The organism is Quadrisphaera granulorum (assembly GCF_003149145.1).
GTDB lineage: Bacteria > Actinomycetota > Actinomycetes > Actinomycetales > Quadrisphaeraceae > Quadrisphaera > Quadrisphaera granulorum.
This window is the reverse complement of sequence record NZ_QGDQ01000034.1, coordinates 1-13,582: the sequence shown is the minus strand read 5'-3', so window position 1 is coordinate 13,582 and position 13,582 is coordinate 1. Positions and strand designations below refer to the sequence as shown.

Sequence of the window (13,582 nt, the reverse complement as noted above, 5' to 3'; positions counted from 1 at the left end):
GGACCATCGGCACGTGGCACAGCGCGCGGAAGGCCTCGACGAGGTCTGGGACGACTGGCGGAATGCCGTCACGATGACCCCCAAGGAGCTGGAGGACTGGCTCGGCACGGACGAGTCCCACGAGGTCGGCCAGAAGTCCGGGGGCTCGGGCGAATCGACGGGGCACGCGTCAGGGCGGCGCATCGTCGAGCTGTTGCGCACGAAGAAGGACGACCTCACCGACGACGACGTGGCGCACATGCGCAAGGCGGTCGGCTACGTGCAGCGACACCAGGCCCAGGGAGGGCCCGACGACGACGTCGAGCACAGCCGCTGGCGGTACTCGCTGATGAACTGGGGCCACGACCCCCTGAGGGGCTGAGCGCGGCGTGAGCGTCGCCGTCGCCGTCGAGGTGGAGGAGCTGGAGCTCCTCACCGTCTCGCCGCACGCCCCCGGGTGGACTCGGCGTCGCTCGGGGAAGGGCTTCACGTACCTCGATGCCACGGGGGCGCGCTTGTCGTCAGCGGAGGGTGAGCGCTGCAAGGCGCTGGTCATCCCACCCGCGTGGAAAGAGGTGTGGATCTGTCCGCAGGCTGAGGGACACATCCAGGCCGTCGGCACGGACGAAGCCGGACGGCGCCAGTACCTCTACCACCCCCAGTGGCGGCTCCAGCGCGACCGCGCCAAGTTCGAGCGGGTGCTGCAGGTGGCCGAGCGGCTGCCGGCGGCCCGGGCGAGGGCGGCCGAGGACCTGGCGGCGTCAGGGATGCCACGGGAGCGGGCGCTGGGGTGCGCGTTCCGGCTGCTGGACCTCGGGTTCTTCAGGATCGGCGGTGAGGGGTACGTGGAGAGCGGCCAGTCGTACGGGCTCGCGACCATCGAGAAGCAGCACGTGCGCCTGGCCGGCGGGGCGGTGGTGTTCGACTACACCGCCAAGCACGGCAAGCGGCGCACGCTGCGGCTGGTGGACGCCGCGGTGCACGACGCCGTCGGGGTGATGAAGCGGCGCCGGGGCGGTGGGGACGACCTGCTCGCCTGGAAGGACTCCGCCGGCTGGCACGACGTCACCAGCTCCGACATCAACGAGTACGTCAAGGCCGCGTTCGGCGGTGAGGACGTCTCCGCCAAGGACTTCCGCACCTGGCACGCCACCGTGCTCGCGGCCGTGGCGCTGGCCGTCTCGACGCACGCCGCGGAGTCGCCCACCGCGCGACAGCGCGCGGTGGCGCGGGCCATGCGCGAGGTGTCGGAGTACCTCGGCAACACGCCGGCGGTGGCACGTGCCTCCTATGTCGACCCGCGCGTGGTGGACCTCTTCGAGGACGGCACGACCATCGAGCCCGCACTCACCGAGCTGGGTGCGGGCGCGGCGTTCGGCGAGCCCGGCACGCACGGAGCCGTCGAGCAGGCCGTGCTCGACCTGCTGCGGAACCCCGGCCAGGCCGCACGCCGTGCGAAGCGCGGCTGATCCAGCCCGCCTCACCCGCCCCACCCGCAGAGGCGGCGTCAGGCCCAGCCGAGCTCGTGGAGGCGCTCGTCGCTGATGCCGAAGTGGTGGCCGACCTCGTGCACCACCGTTACGGCGACCTCCTCGACCACCTCCTCGCGTGTCTCGCACGCGCGCAGCGTGGGGCCGCGGAAGACGAGGATCCGGTCCGGTAGTGCGCCGGCGTCCCAGCCGGAGTCACGCTCGGTCAGCGGGATGCCCTCGTACAGGCCGAGGATCTCCTCTTCGCCCTCGGGCGGTTCGTCCTCGACGAGGACGACGACGTTGCTCATCATCCGCGTGAGTTCCTCCGGCAGGGCGTCGAGACCGTCAGCGACGGCGTCCTCGAACTCCTCCTCGCTCATCTCCACGGGCACTCGCCCACCCTCGCACGCCGCCCCGGCGCGGACCCCGTGACGTCGGACGTGCAGAAGTTCGCCGCGCGCCACCGCTGGGCGCTTCACGGGTACTTCTGCACGTCCGACGTCACCGCGCGGGGGCACTGCCGTCCCGCCGGGCATGCAGAAGTCCGGGTGTCAGGCCCTGAGCTGCCTCCGGAGCGACTTCTGCATGCCGGACGGGACGCCGCAGCGTTCCCTCAGCCTCCGAAGGCGCGCACGTACTCGGTGGCTAGCGCAGAGTTCGCCGGGCCCGAGGCGCCACAGGTCGCCACCACGCCGCCGCTGGCCGCAACAAGGACCTCCTGGCCCGCTGTGAATGGGAACCCTCCGACAAGCGCGACAGACGTCTCGTCCTGGCTCGGCGCGTCGACGACCACCCAGTCTCCCGGCGCCCCGCTGTAGACCTTCTCGACGTCGAGGGTCACCCGATCTCCATCGACTGACGCTACGCGCCCCTCGAACGCCGTGTCCACGTACCCGAGGCTCCTTGCGACACCTGGGCACGAGGCGATGGCCGGGTCGAAGGGCTCGGCGGTCAGGGTGGTGGTCACCGGCTCGGGCGACAGCGACCTCACCACCGGCACGGCGACGGCGACCACCGCGGCGGCAGCCGCCGCGACGCCCACCGCCACCACCCACGGACGACGACGGCGGCGCGCAGCGGTCTCCTCACCAGCACCACCAGAGGCACCGGGAGCGAGGTCAGAGGTGAGGCGAGTGGTGCTCACGGCGTCCTCCAGCAGGTCGGCGACCCGGGCCGGGTCGGCAGGCGGGAGGTCCGCCGCGGGGTCGGCGCCGCGCATCGTCGCTCCCTGCGCCAGCCACGGACCCCACCTTGGTCCACAACGAGCGTCCTGGAACCCCTTTCACCGCCGTGATCATGGGCGTCCGCCACCCCCGCAGGTGGCGGACGCCCATGATCACGGACGGAGTGAGGGTCAGGCGTTGGCGCGGGCGGCGATCTCGGCCAGCTCCGCCTCGGTGGCGGGGAAGCCGGGGAAGCGCGCCATCCGCACCAGCGGGATCGCGCGGAACATCGCGCCGTGCGCCGGGTCGTCGACCATCCCCGCGAACCCACCTCCGGACCGTGACAGCACCGACCGCAGCGCCGGACCTGCCACGGGGTGCTCCAGCCAGGTGCTGATCTCGGCGTCGACCGCCACCGGCGGGGTGAGGTCCTCGCCCGTCACTTGCACGGTCTGGCTCAGTCGGTCCTCGCGAGAGGAGGCGCCCACGCGCACCTCGAAGGCACCCCCCTCGACCACCCAGCGCCGGGCGGTGGGGCTCCAGTACGACAGCGCCCGAGCGTCCAGCTCGAACCGCACCGTCCGAGACTGCCCCGGCTCCAGCTCGACGCGCGTGAAGGCCTTGAGCTCGAAGTCCGGACGCGCCACCAACGCCTCGGGGTCCGCCACGTAGACCTGCACCACCTCAGCGGCCGCGACGCGCCCCGTGTTGGTGACGCGCACCGCCACCCGCACGCCTGCACCAGCGCCCGAGCCGGTCACCTCGACGTCCAGCTCCTCGTAGAGGAAGGTCGTGTACGTCAGCCCGTGCCCGAACGGGAAGGCCACCGGCGCGCGGCGGGTGTCGTACCAGCGGTAGCCGATGAAGACGCCTTCGCCGTACCGGACCACGCCGCCCTCCCCGGGGAAGCTCGTGTACGCCGGGGTGTCCTCCAGCCGCAGGGGCAGTGTCTCCGCGAGGCGCCCGCTCGGGCTGACGCGGCCCAGCAGCAGGTCGGCGGTCGCCGAACCGCCGGCCTGCCCCAGCAGCCACCCCTCCAGCACCGCGGGCACGCGGTCGGTCCACGGGTGCAGCCGCACCGCGGAGCCGTTGGACAGGACGACGACGACGCTCTCGTTCACCTCGAGCACGGCGTCCAGCAGCGCCAGCTGCGACGCGGGGAGGTCCAGGTGGGTCCTGTCGAAGCCCTCCGACTCGTACGAGCCCGGCAGCCCGAGGAAGAGCAGGACGACGTCGGCGTCACGCGCAGCGACGACCGCCTCCGCGGCGAGCTCGCCGTCGTCGTCCTCCTCCAACGCGTAGCCGGGGGCGAAGCGCACCTCGGTGCCGGCCAGGCCCTCGCGCAGGGCGGTGAGCGCGTTGTCGAGCTGCGTCGGGACCACCTGCGAGCTGCCGGCGCCCTGGTATCGCGGGGTGCGCGCCATCTCGCCGACGACGGCGACGGTCCCGCCGTCGGGCCACGCGGCGGGGTCCAGCGGTAGCAGCGGATCGCCGCCGTGGGAGCTCACCGGCTCGTTCTTCAGCAGCACGGCGCTGCGCTGCGCGGCCTCGCGGGCGAGGGCGTGATGGGCGGCGGCGTCGTACGGGCGGGGCTCGGCCAGACCGGGCTGGGCCTGCGCGACGAGGCGCAGCACGCGACGGGCGGCCCTGTCGACGTCGTCCTCGGACAGCCGGCCGTCGCGCACGGCGGCGAGCACCTTGGCCGTAGACGCCCCCGAGGACGACGGCATCTCCAGGTCGAGGCCGGCGGCCACGCCGAGCGGCCTGTCGTCGACGGCGCCCCAGTCGGAGACCACGAGCCCCTCGAAGCCCCACTCCTGCCGCAGCACCTGCGTGAGCAGCCACGGGTCCTGGCTGGCGTACACGCCGTTAATGCGGTTGTAGGAGCACATCACCGTCCACGGCTGGGCGTCGCGGACCACGCGCTCGAAGGCGGTGAGGTAGACCTCGCGCAGAGTCCGCTCGTCGACCTCGGCGGAGATGCTCATGCGGTGCGTCTCCTGGTTGTTGGCGGCGAAGTGCTTCAGCGACGTGCCGACGCCCTGGCTCTGCACGCCCCGCACGAGGGCCGCGGCGAGGTCCCCCGCGAGCACCGGGTCTTCGGAGAAGTACTCGAAGTTGCGGCCGCACAGCGGCGTGCGCTTCATGTTCACCCCGGGGCCTAGCAGGACGGCGACGCCCTCGGCGCGGCACTCCTCGCCGAGGGCCTCGCCGACGCGCTGCAGCAGGTCGACGTCCCAGGAGGAGGCCAGCCCGGCGGCTGGCGGGAAGCAGGTAGCGGGCACGGAGCCGCCGATGCCGAGATGGTCTCCGTCGGCCGGCTGCTTGCGCAGCCCGTGGGGGCCGTCGGTGACCATGACGGCGGGCACGCCGTGCTCGGGCAGGGGCTGGGTGTGCCAGAAGTCCGCACCGTCGAGCAGCGAGGCCTTCTCCTCCAGGGTGAGGGAGGCGAGGACGACGTCGGGCTCCAGCGGTGCTGCGGCTGCGCGGGCAGAGAGTGATCCAGCATCGGTGGTGGTCATGTGACCCAGCGTACGGCGATGCCGACCATTTGGTAAGTATCTGGAATCGGGGAGATCGCCTGTCACCATGGCCAGCGTGAGCAGCACGCCCTCCACCGGCCAGGCGACCGGCCAGGTGACCCGCCCGGCGACCAGCGGGGAGCCGCTCCGCGGCTACGCCAAGGGCCGCCTGCGGCGCGAGGAGATCCTCGACACCGCGCGGGCCCTCTTCGGCGAGGTCGGCTACCGCTCAGCGTCGCTGCGCGAGATCGCTGCACGCTGCGGCATCTCGCACCCGGGCCTGCTGCACCACTTCCCCACCAAGGAGGCACTGCTCGAAGCGGTGCTCCAGCGGCGCGACGCCGTCTCCGAGGAACGCTTCGGCGTGATCCGCGCCCGGGGCACCGAGGCGCTGCGAGCCCTGGTGGAGATCGTGGCCGCCAATGTCGCCGAGCCCGGCGAGGTAGAGCTGTACTGCGTGCTCTCGGCGGAGTCGACCGCGCCGGACCACCCGGCCCACCAGTACTTCACCGACCGCTACGTCACGACGCGAGCAAACCTCGAGAGGTCGCTGCGGGAGGCCGCCGAGGACGGCGACCTGCGGGCCGGCGTCGACCCGTCGGTGCACGCACCGATCGTCGTCGCCGTCATGGACGGCCTGCAGGTGCAGTGGCTGCTCGACCGCGACAGCCCGGCTCCCACGGACATGCCCGCCGCCCTGCGCGCCCACCTGAACACCCTGCTCACCCACCCCCTCTGACAGCCCGAGAGGCGGCACACTCACCCACGTGCCGTACCCACGCCGCACACCCGCTATGCTCATCCACGTCCTCGACGGTCAACGTCCACGTGAGACCTAGGACGCTCGGCGCGAGGGCCAAGCCCTCATCGTCTAGTGGCCTAGGACACCGCCCTTTCACGGCGGCAGCACGGGTTCGAATCCCGTTGGGGGTACAGCAAGACCAGTGTCACCGAGGTGCGAACCTCGTTGGCCCCGTAGCGCAGTTGGTTAGCGCGCCGCCCTGTCACGGCGGAGGTCGCGGGTTCAAGTCCCGTCGGGGTCGCCAGCACGACCCGAGCGAGTGCCGAAGAAGCACTCGCCCGGCCAGGTAGCTCAGTTGGTAGAGCGTCCGACTGAAAATCGGAAGGTCAGCGGTTCGACCCCGCTCCTGGCCACCAGCACGTCGAGGCCCTGATTGGCGCACACCGCCGGTCAGGGCCTTCTCCGTCCCACACCGCGCCCTGACGCTGCCCTGCTGTCGGAGCTCGGCGGCAGGATGAGCGCCATGAGCGCGACGCCGCGAGCGGACAGCCACGACCTCATCCGCGTCGTCGGCGCCCGGGAGAACAACCTGCGTGACGTCAGCGTCGAGCTGCCCAAGCGACGGCTCACCGTCTTCACGGGCGTGTCCGGCTCGGGCAAGAGCTCGCTGGTCTTCGCGACCATCGCCGCGGAGAGCCAGCGGCTCATCAACGAGACCTTCCCGACGTTCGTCCAGGGGTTCATGCCGAGCCAGCCGCGGCCCGACGTCGACGTCCTCGAGGGCCTGACGACGGCGATCATCGTCGACCAGGAGCGCATGGGCGCCAACCCGCGCTCCACGTTGGGCACAGCCACGGACGTCAACGCGCTGCTGCGGATCCTCTTCAGCCGCCTGGGAACGCCGCACATCGGCTCCCCGCAGGCGTTCTCCTTCAACACGGCCACAGCGAGCGGCAAGGGCGCCGTCACGGTGGAGAAGGCCGACGGGAAGGTCGTCGAGCGCAAGAGCTTCCACGTGCAGGGCGGCATGTGCGTGCGCTGCGAGGGCCGCGGCACGGTCAGCGGGTTCGACCTGGACGCCCTCTTCGACAGCGACAAGAGCATCGACGAGGGCGCGCTGACCATCCCCGGCTACACGATGGACGGCTGGTACGGCCGCATCTTCCGCGGCGTCGGGCTCTTCCCCACCGACGTGCCCATCCGCGACTTCACGCCCGAGCAGCTCGACGCGCTGCTGCACTCCGGCCCGGTGAAGGTGAAGGTCGAGGGCATCAACCTCACCTTCACGGGGCTCATCCCCTCGATCCAGAAGTCGTTCCTGTCCAAGGACGTCGAGGGCATGCAGCCGCACGTGCGGGCCTTCGTCGACCGCGCCGTCACCTTCACCACCTGCCCTGACTGCGGCGGCACCCGCCTCAACGAGCTCGCCCGCTCCTCGAAGGTCGCGGGTCTGTCCATCGCCGACGTCTGCGCCCTGCAGGTCAGCGACGTGGCCACGTGGGTGCGCGAGCTCGCTGCCGACGCGTCGTCGAGAACCGTGGCGCCGCTCCTGGAGGGCCTGCAGACCACCCTGGACGCGTTCACACGCATCGGGCTGGGCTATCTGAGCCTCGACAGGTCCTCCGGCACGCTGTCGGGCGGCGAGGCACAGCGCGTGAAGCTCATCCGGCACCTGGGCTCGGCACTCACGGACGTTACCTACGTCTTCGACGAGCCCACGGTGGGCCTCCACCCGCACGACATCGGCCGCATGAACGAGCTACTCCTCCAGCTGCGCGACAAGGGCAACACCGTGCTCGTCGTCGAGCACAAGCCGGAGGTCATTGCCGTGGCCGACCACGTCGTCGACCTCGGACCCCGCGCCGGCAGTGCGGGCGGGCACGTGGTCTTCGAGGGCACCGTCGAGCAGCTGCGGGCCAGCGACACCCTCACCGGGCGCCACCTCGACGACCGCGCCCACCTCAAGGAGACGACGAGGACGGCGACAGGCGCGATCGCAGTGCGCGGCGCCAGCACTCACAACCTGCGCGACGTCGACGTCGACATCCCCCTCGGCGTGCTGTGCGTCGTCACAGGCGTCGCGGGGTCGGGCAAGAGTTCCCTCGTCCACGGGGCCGTCTCGCCGCGCGAGGATGTGGTCACCGTCGACCAGGGCGCCATCCGCGGGTCACGGCGTTCCAACCCCGCCACGTACACGGGGCTGCTCGAGCCGGTCCGCAAGGCGTTCGCCAAGGCCAACGGCGTCAAGCCGGCGTTGTTCAGCCCCAACTCCGAGGGCGCCTGCCCGGCCTGCAGCGGCGCCGGTGTGATCTTCACCGACCTGCCGACCTCCGGCACCGTGTCCACCCTGTGCGAGGAGTGCGAGGGCCGCCGGTTCCAGGCGTCCGTGCTCGAGCTGACCCTCGGTGGCGCGCGGGAGGACGGCGGGCGCGACATCTCCGAGGTGCTCTCGATGCCGGTCGCCGATGCGCTGGCGTTCTTCTCCGCCGGCCCCTCACGGGTGCCGGCCGCCGCAGCGGTCCTCGAGCGGCTTGTCGACGTGGGCCTGGGCTACCTGACGCTGGGGCAGCCGCTGACCACACTGTCGGGCGGAGAGCGTCAGCGGCTCAAGCTGGCGGTGCACATGGGTGAGAAGGGCAGCACCTACGTGCTCGACGAGCCGACCACCGGCCTGCACTTGGCCGACGTCGCCCAGCTGCTCGGCCTGCTCGACAGACTCGTCGACTCCGGCCGGTCGGTGATCGTCATCGAGCACCACCAGGCCGTCATGGCCCACGCCGACTGGATCATCGACCTCGGCCCGGGCGCCGGGTACGAGGGCGGCCGCGTGGTGTTCGAGGGCACTCCGGCAGCGCTGGTGGCTGCCCGGTCCACCGTGACCGGGCAGCACCTGGCTGACTACGTAGGGGCTTGACCCGTTCTTCGCTCACCAGCAGCTGGCGAGGACCGAGGCGTCGCCGAGCCTCAGGAGGCGTCGTCGCCCGAGGCTCGCGGGGCCGGCAGGGCCGCCTCAGTGGGGGCGACCTGCTCCAGCAGGGCCATGACCTCTGCCGAGCGGTAGCGCCGGTGGCCGCCCAGGGTGCGGATGGACGTGAGCTTGCCAGCCTTGGCCCAGCGGGTCACGGTCTTGGGGTCGACGCGGAACAGAGCCGCGACTTCCGAGGGCGTGAGCAGCGCCTGCCCGCCGGCCACGGGGGCAGCGGCGGGTGCGGCGGGGGTCGTGGCGGCGTCGGTGGCGAGACCCTCTGGGGAAGAGGTCTGGATCGTCGTCATGGCGTCTCCTTGGCCGGCCGGCACCGCTGCAGAGGGTGCACCGCGGACGGCATACGAGGATCGTCCGACATGTCCGACCCGTACCGCCATAGCCCGTTAGGGCCATCGCGGGGTGACGGAGGGCTACCGCGGGACCACGCTCGGGTAGTTCGGGCGCCGCCTGAGCACGACGGGAGGCCGCCGGGCAGGGTCCCGATGCCCCGTCTGGGCGTCCCCCACGCCGCTCGGGCCCGTTGGATGCAGCCTGCGGGCGCCGAACCTGTATCGTGGCCACATCGAGAGCCGGTAGCTCCGGGGCCGCCCCATGGGCCTGCCCCGGCACGACATGAGGGGGTCGACGCCATGGGGCGCGGCCGTCAGAAGGCCAAGCAGACGAAGGTCGCCCGGGAGCTGAAGTATTTCAGCCCGGATACCGACCTCAACGCTCTGCAGCGAGAGCTCGGAGGCGGTGGGTCCCCACGATGGGCCGCCGAGCCCGAGCCGCCGTCCGACAAGGACGACGGCGAGGAGTACGACCCGTACGACGACTGGGCACCCCGCACGCGCTGAGCCCGCGCTTCGGACCCGCACGCCGGGTCCTGTTGCACGGTTTCCCAGCGCGCTGCGGCACCGCGACCACCTCGGTCACTCGGGGTGGTCACCCACGAGTCGAACACCGCCACCGTCCACGCCTTTCGAGCCGCGGACGGTGGCGGTCTCGTTGTCACCGCCGTTCCTGACGGCTCCAGCCACCCACGCCTGCACCCCGCTGTTCCTCAGCGAGGCCAGTGCGTCGTCCGCGGCACCGGCGTCGAGCACGGCCACCATGCCCACGCCCTGGTTCCAGGTGGCCTCGGCGTCCTCGCGGCTCACCCCTCCGAGGGTCCGCAGCACGCTGAACACGGGCAGCGGGGTCCACGTCGACCTGTCGACGTCGGCGTCGAGATGCGCCGGCAGCACGCGCGCCAGGTTCGAGGCGAGTCCCCCGCCCGTGACGTGGGAGAAGGCGTGGAGACGCTCCCCAAGCGCGTCTGCGAGCGCCAGGCAGGGACGCGTGTAGAGCGCCGTCGGCTCGAGCAATTCCTCACCGACCGTGCGGCCGAGTTCCGCGACGTGCCGCTCGTAGCCCCAGCCGGCGTCGGCGAGGAGGCGGCGCACCAGGGAGTAGCCGTTGGAGTGCAGGCCGGAGCTGGCCATCGCCACGACGACGTCGCCGGCGCGGACCCGATCAGGCCCGAGCAGCGCGTCGGCCTCGACCACTCCGGTGGCCGCCCCCGCGACGTCGTACTCGTCAGGGCCCAGGAGACCGGGGTGCTCGGCGGTCTCTCCGCCCACCAGCGCCGCGCCCACCTCCTCGCAGGCCCGGGCGATGCCGCCGACCACCGCAGCGATGCGCTCGGGCACGACCCGTCCGCACGCGATGTAGTCGGTCATGAACAGCGGGCGCGCGCCACAGACCACGAGGTCGTCCACGACCATCGCCACGAGGTCCTGGCCGACGGTGTGGTGCACGTCCAGCGCCTGCGCCACCGCCACCTTGGTGCCCACGCCGTCGGTGCTCGTGGCCAGCAGCGGCCGCTTGTAGCCGAGCAGTGCGCTGGCGTCGAAGAGACCGGCGAAACCGCCCGCCCCGCCGACCACCTGCGCGCCGTGGGTACGGGCGACTGCCTCCTTCATGAGGACGACGGCGCGGTCGCCGGCTTCCACGTCGACGCCGGCGGCGGCGTAGGCAGAGGCGGCAGGTGCGGAGGACGTGCTCATGGCGTAGGTGGCTCCGTGACTCTCGTGGCTCGACAACTCTCGTGCCGGTCGTGGCTGGCGGTGGCTGGCACTGACGGCACGGCGAGCGCAGGCGGCGCTCGGGGCTGGGTAGGTCACTGCAGGTAGGTCGCTGCAGGTAGGTCTCTGCGGGGCAACTCACTGCTGAGCGGCAGGCTCCACACGTCCGAGGTCGCCGCGGTCGATCTTGACGCCCAGCGGCAACTCGCCCTGGCCCTTGCCGGCGCCGTCAGCGGTGCGCAGCAGCGGCCGCCCCTCGTCCGGGACCCCGGCGGGGTAGCTACCGGTGAAGCAGGCGGTGCAGAGCCGCTCCTGCGGCTGGCCGCTGGCCGCGACCATGCCCTCGAGGGAGATGTGGCCGAGGCTGTCGGCCCCGAGGCTGTGGCGCACCTCCTCGACTCCCAGGCCGGAGGCGATGAGCTCGGCGCGAGTGGCGAAGTCGATGCCGTAGAAGCAGGGCCACTGCACCGGCGGGGAGGAGATCCGCACGTGCACCTCGGCGGCGCCCGCCTCGCGCAGCATCCGCACGAGGGCGCGCTGGGTGTTGCCGCGGACGATCGAATCGTCGATGACAACGAGGCGCTTGCCGGCGATGACGTCGCGCAGCGGGTTGAGCTTGAGGCGGATGCCCAGCTGGCGGATGGTCTGGTTGGGCTGGATGAAGGTGCGCCCCACGTAGGCGTTCTTCACCAGGCCCTGGCCGTAGGGAATGCCCGAGGCCTGCGCGTAGCCGATGGCCGCAGGGGTTCCCGACTCCGGGGTGGGGATGACGAGGTCGGCCTCGACGGGGTGCTCGGCGGCCAGGCGCCGTCCCATCTCGACGCGGGCCTCGTGCACGCCTCGTCCGGCGATCGAGGTGTCGGGGCGGGCCAGGTAGACGTACTCGAAGACGCAGCCGCGGGGCGTGGCCGCGGCGAAGCGGGAGAAGCGCAGCCCGTCGGCGTCGATGGCCACGAGCTCGCCGGGCTCCACCTCGCGGACGAAGGAGGCGCCCACGATGTCGAGGGCCGCGGTCTCGCTGGCCACCACCCAGCCGCGCTCGAGGCGGCCAAGGACCATCGGGCGCACGCCGTGCGGGTCACGGGCGGCGTACAGCGTGGTCTCGTCCATGAAGACCAGGGAGAACGCGCCGCGCAGCAGGGGCAGCACCTCCAGGGCCGTGGCCTCGAGGGTCCGGTCGGGGTCTCCCGCCAGCAGCGCCGTCACCAGGGCGGTGTCGGTGGTGTTGCCGCGGGCGACCTCACCGGCCTCGGGCTCACCGCGCGACTCGGCGCGCTCCGCCACGAGGCGGCGCAGCTGGGAAGTGTTGGTGAGGTTGCCGTTGTGCGCTAGCGCCACGGTGCCAGCGGCGGTGGCCCCGAGGGTCGGCTGGGCGTTCTCCCAGCGGCTGGCGCCGGTGGTCGAGTACCGCGTGTGACCGATGGCCACCGAGCCCTTGAGAGCCTCCAGGGACGCCTCGTCGAAGACCTGGGACACCAGCCCCATGTCCTTGTAGACGAGGATCTGCTCGCCACTGCTCGTGGCGATGCCGGCACTCTCCTGCCCGCGGTGCTGCAGTGCGTAGAGACCGAAGTAGGTGAGCCGCGCGACGTCTTCTCCCGGTGCCCAGACACCGAAGACGCCGCAGGCGTCCTGCGGTCCCTTCTCGCCGGGGAGGACGTCGTGGCTGAGTCGACCGTCGGGGCGAGCCACGTCTCCATGCTCCCACAGCGGGGGCGCTAGTCGCGCCGCTGCGACCTCCGGCGGTCCTGACGGTCGAGGACGGCACCGGCGACGACGGCCGCCAGCCCCCCCACCAGCGCACCGAAAGCACCCAGCGCCACGACGAGGTAGCCGAGCGTCGCGCTGTAGCCGTACTCGCTCTCGGGCTGGCTGAACGTCAGGACGACGGCGACGAGCGCCCCCAGCACAGCGCCCCCCAGAAGGAAGACGCCGTAGCGGGGGCTGCGGGTCACCCGCACTCGACGCAGGGCCCGCGGGGGCGGTGGCGCCTCGGGTCCGTCCGGGTGCTGGCTCGACGGCTCACTCACGGGCTCGCTCACAGGGTGGAGGACAGGCTGGACGCCGGGACGATGGGCAGCAGGGCCGACAGGTCGGCGCGCGAGCCGCTCGCGCGGACCCGGCCGGCGCTCACGGCGTCGTCCCAGCTGAGGTCACCGATGGCGAGGGAGAGCCAGGTGGCGGCGTCGGTCTCGACGACGTTCGGTGGGGTCCCTCGGGTGTGCCGCGGCCCCTCGACGCACTGCACCACGCCGTGCGGAGCTACCCGGACCTCAACGCTGTGGCCGGGCGCGCGCTCGGCGAGCTCCTCGAGGGTGGCGCGGACGGCTGTCGCCGTCGTCGTCCTGCCCGAGGAGGCGGGGTCGGCCTTCCAGCGGGCGAGCGCCTCGCGGCCGGCCTCGGGATCGGTGCGTCGGCGGGCAGGCACGTCCCTACTGTCTCACCGCTGCCAACACCACCCCCCACCCCCTCCGTGATCATGGGCGTCCGCCACCCTCCCGCCGTGATCATGGGCGTCCGCCACCCTCACCACGCACGGACCCGGGTCTTCGGAGCCATCCCCAGCAGCTCCCCCAACGCCAGCTCCAGCTCCAACGACCGCCCCAGCACCGCCCCCTTGCGCGCCGGCAACACCCGCCACCCGAACTCCCGCTCCAACCGGTCACGGCGCGC

At 72.3% G+C, this 13,582-nt stretch carries 13 protein-coding genes and 3 tRNA genes; 8 read left to right on the top strand and 8 right to left on the bottom strand.

What is annotated here, in order from left to right; genetic code table 11:
- Nucleotides 1-13 precede the first annotated feature (13 nt).
- Nucleotides 14-361, top strand: a complete 348-nt coding sequence (locus BXY45_RS19670) for a DUF3140 domain-containing protein (RefSeq protein ID WP_245961938.1) — start codon at nt 14-16, stop codon at nt 359-361.
- A 7-nt stretch (nt 362-368) separates the two neighbouring features.
- Nucleotides 369-1,448 carry a DNA topoisomerase IB gene (locus BXY45_RS19665; RefSeq protein ID WP_211319765.1) on the top strand — a complete coding sequence of 360 codons (1,080 nt, stop codon included), beginning with the start codon at nt 369-371 and terminating at the stop codon, nt 1,446-1,448.
- A gap of 38 nt (nt 1,449-1,486) precedes the next feature.
- On the opposite strand, the gene BXY45_RS19660 is transcribed toward BXY45_RS19665, so the two are convergent.
- The 3 genes from BXY45_RS19660 to BXY45_RS19650 form a co-directional block, all read right to left on the bottom strand.
- Nucleotides 1,487-1,831: a metallopeptidase family protein gene (locus BXY45_RS19660; RefSeq protein WP_109776257.1), complete on the bottom strand. Its 345-nt coding sequence runs from the start codon at nt 1,829-1,831 to the stop codon at nt 1,487-1,489.
- A 233-nt stretch (nt 1,832-2,064) separates the two neighbouring features.
- Nucleotides 2,065-2,670, bottom strand: a complete 606-nt coding sequence (locus BXY45_RS19655; protein WP_109776227.1) for a hypothetical protein — start codon at nt 2,668-2,670, stop codon at nt 2,065-2,067.
- A gap of 135 nt (nt 2,671-2,805) precedes the next feature.
- Nucleotides 2,806-5,136 (bottom strand): glycoside hydrolase family 3 C-terminal domain-containing protein, encoded by a 2,331-nt coding sequence (locus tag BXY45_RS19650; RefSeq protein WP_109776226.1) that lies wholly within the window; start codon nt 5,134-5,136, stop codon nt 2,806-2,808.
- A gap of 115 nt (nt 5,137-5,251) precedes the next feature.
- Between BXY45_RS19650 and BXY45_RS19645 the strand changes: the two genes are divergently transcribed.
- The 5 genes from BXY45_RS19645 to BXY45_RS19625 all read left to right on the top strand — a co-directional run bounded on the left by BXY45_RS19645 (nt 5,252) and on the right by BXY45_RS19625 (nt 8,792).
- Nucleotides 5,252-5,875, top strand: a complete 624-nt coding sequence (locus BXY45_RS19645; RefSeq protein WP_342799585.1) for a TetR/AcrR family transcriptional regulator — start codon at nt 5,252-5,254, stop codon at nt 5,873-5,875.
- A 121-nt stretch (nt 5,876-5,996) separates the two neighbouring features.
- Nucleotides 5,997-6,069, top strand: a tRNA-Glu gene (locus BXY45_RS19640).
- Between the two features lie 36 nt (nt 6,070-6,105).
- Nucleotides 6,106-6,182, top strand: a tRNA-Asp gene (locus tag BXY45_RS19635).
- A gap of 36 nt (nt 6,183-6,218) precedes the next feature.
- Nucleotides 6,219-6,294 (top strand) — tRNA-Phe (locus BXY45_RS19630).
- Nucleotides 6,295-6,401: 107 nt separating this feature from the next.
- Nucleotides 6,402-8,792, top strand: coding sequence for an excinuclease ABC subunit UvrA (locus tag BXY45_RS19625; protein WP_245961935.1), 2,391 nt, complete (start codon nt 6,402-6,404; stop codon nt 8,790-8,792).
- A 50-nt stretch (nt 8,793-8,842) separates the two neighbouring features.
- Here BXY45_RS19625 and BXY45_RS19620 read toward each other — a convergent pair whose 3' ends face one another.
- Complete coding sequence (locus tag BXY45_RS19620; protein WP_109776224.1) at nt 8,843-9,151, bottom strand: BldC family transcriptional regulator; 309 nt, start codon at nt 9,149-9,151, stop codon at nt 8,843-8,845.
- Between the two features lie 342 nt (nt 9,152-9,493).
- Here BXY45_RS19620 and BXY45_RS19615 point away from each other — a divergent pair, with 342 nt between their 5' ends.
- On the top strand, nt 9,494-9,700 hold the full coding sequence (locus BXY45_RS19615; protein ID WP_109776223.1) for a DUF3073 domain-containing protein: 207 nt from the start codon (nt 9,494-9,496) through the stop codon (nt 9,698-9,700).
- 75 nt (nt 9,701-9,775) lie between these two features.
- Here BXY45_RS19615 and purM read toward each other — a convergent pair whose 3' ends face one another.
- From purM to BXY45_RS19595, 4 genes are all read right to left on the bottom strand, one after another.
- Nucleotides 9,776-10,891 (bottom strand): phosphoribosylformylglycinamidine cyclo-ligase, encoded by a 1,116-nt coding sequence (gene purM / locus BXY45_RS19610; protein ID WP_109776222.1) that lies wholly within the window; start codon nt 10,889-10,891, stop codon nt 9,776-9,778.
- A 156-nt stretch (nt 10,892-11,047) separates the two neighbouring features.
- Nucleotides 11,048-12,601 (bottom strand): amidophosphoribosyltransferase, encoded by a 1,554-nt coding sequence (gene purF / locus BXY45_RS19605; RefSeq protein WP_109776221.1) that lies wholly within the window; start codon nt 12,599-12,601, stop codon nt 11,048-11,050.
- A 26-nt stretch (nt 12,602-12,627) separates the two neighbouring features.
- Nucleotides 12,628-12,951 carry a hypothetical protein gene (locus BXY45_RS19600; protein WP_211319764.1) on the bottom strand — a complete coding sequence of 108 codons (324 nt, stop codon included), beginning with the start codon at nt 12,949-12,951 and terminating at the stop codon, nt 12,628-12,630.
- Nucleotides 12,948-13,337: a sterol carrier family protein gene (locus tag BXY45_RS19595; RefSeq protein WP_109776220.1), complete on the bottom strand. Its 390-nt coding sequence runs from the start codon at nt 13,335-13,337 to the stop codon at nt 12,948-12,950. The genes BXY45_RS19600 and BXY45_RS19595 overlap by 4 nt, the downstream gene beginning before the upstream one ends.
- Nucleotides 13,338-13,582: the final 245 nt, after the last annotated feature.

Excerpts from the sequence above, each read along its gene's own strand:
- BXY45_RS19660 (WP_109776257.1), bottom strand. The coding sequence starts at position 1,831 with ATGAGCGAGGAGGAGTTCGAGGACGCCGTCGCTGACGGTCTCGACGCC.
- purM (WP_109776222.1), bottom strand. The coding sequence starts at position 10,891 with ATGAGCACGTCCTCCGCACCTGCCGCCTCTGCCTACGCCGCCGCCGGC.
- BXY45_RS19655 (WP_109776227.1), bottom strand. The coding sequence starts at position 2,670 with ATGCGCGGCGCCGACCCCGCGGCGGACCTCCCGCCTGCCGACCCGGCC.
- BXY45_RS19625 (WP_245961935.1), top strand. The coding sequence starts at position 6,402 with ATGAGCGCGACGCCGCGAGCGGACAGCCACGACCTCATCCGCGTCGTC.
- BXY45_RS19650 (WP_109776226.1), bottom strand. The coding sequence starts at position 5,136 with ATGACCACCACCGATGCTGGATCACTCTCTGCCCGCGCAGCCGCAGCA.
- BXY45_RS19620 (WP_109776224.1), bottom strand. The coding sequence starts at position 9,151 with ATGACGACGATCCAGACCTCTTCCCCAGAGGGTCTCGCCACCGACGCC.
- BXY45_RS19615 (WP_109776223.1), top strand. The coding sequence starts at position 9,494 with ATGGGGCGCGGCCGTCAGAAGGCCAAGCAGACGAAGGTCGCCCGGGAG.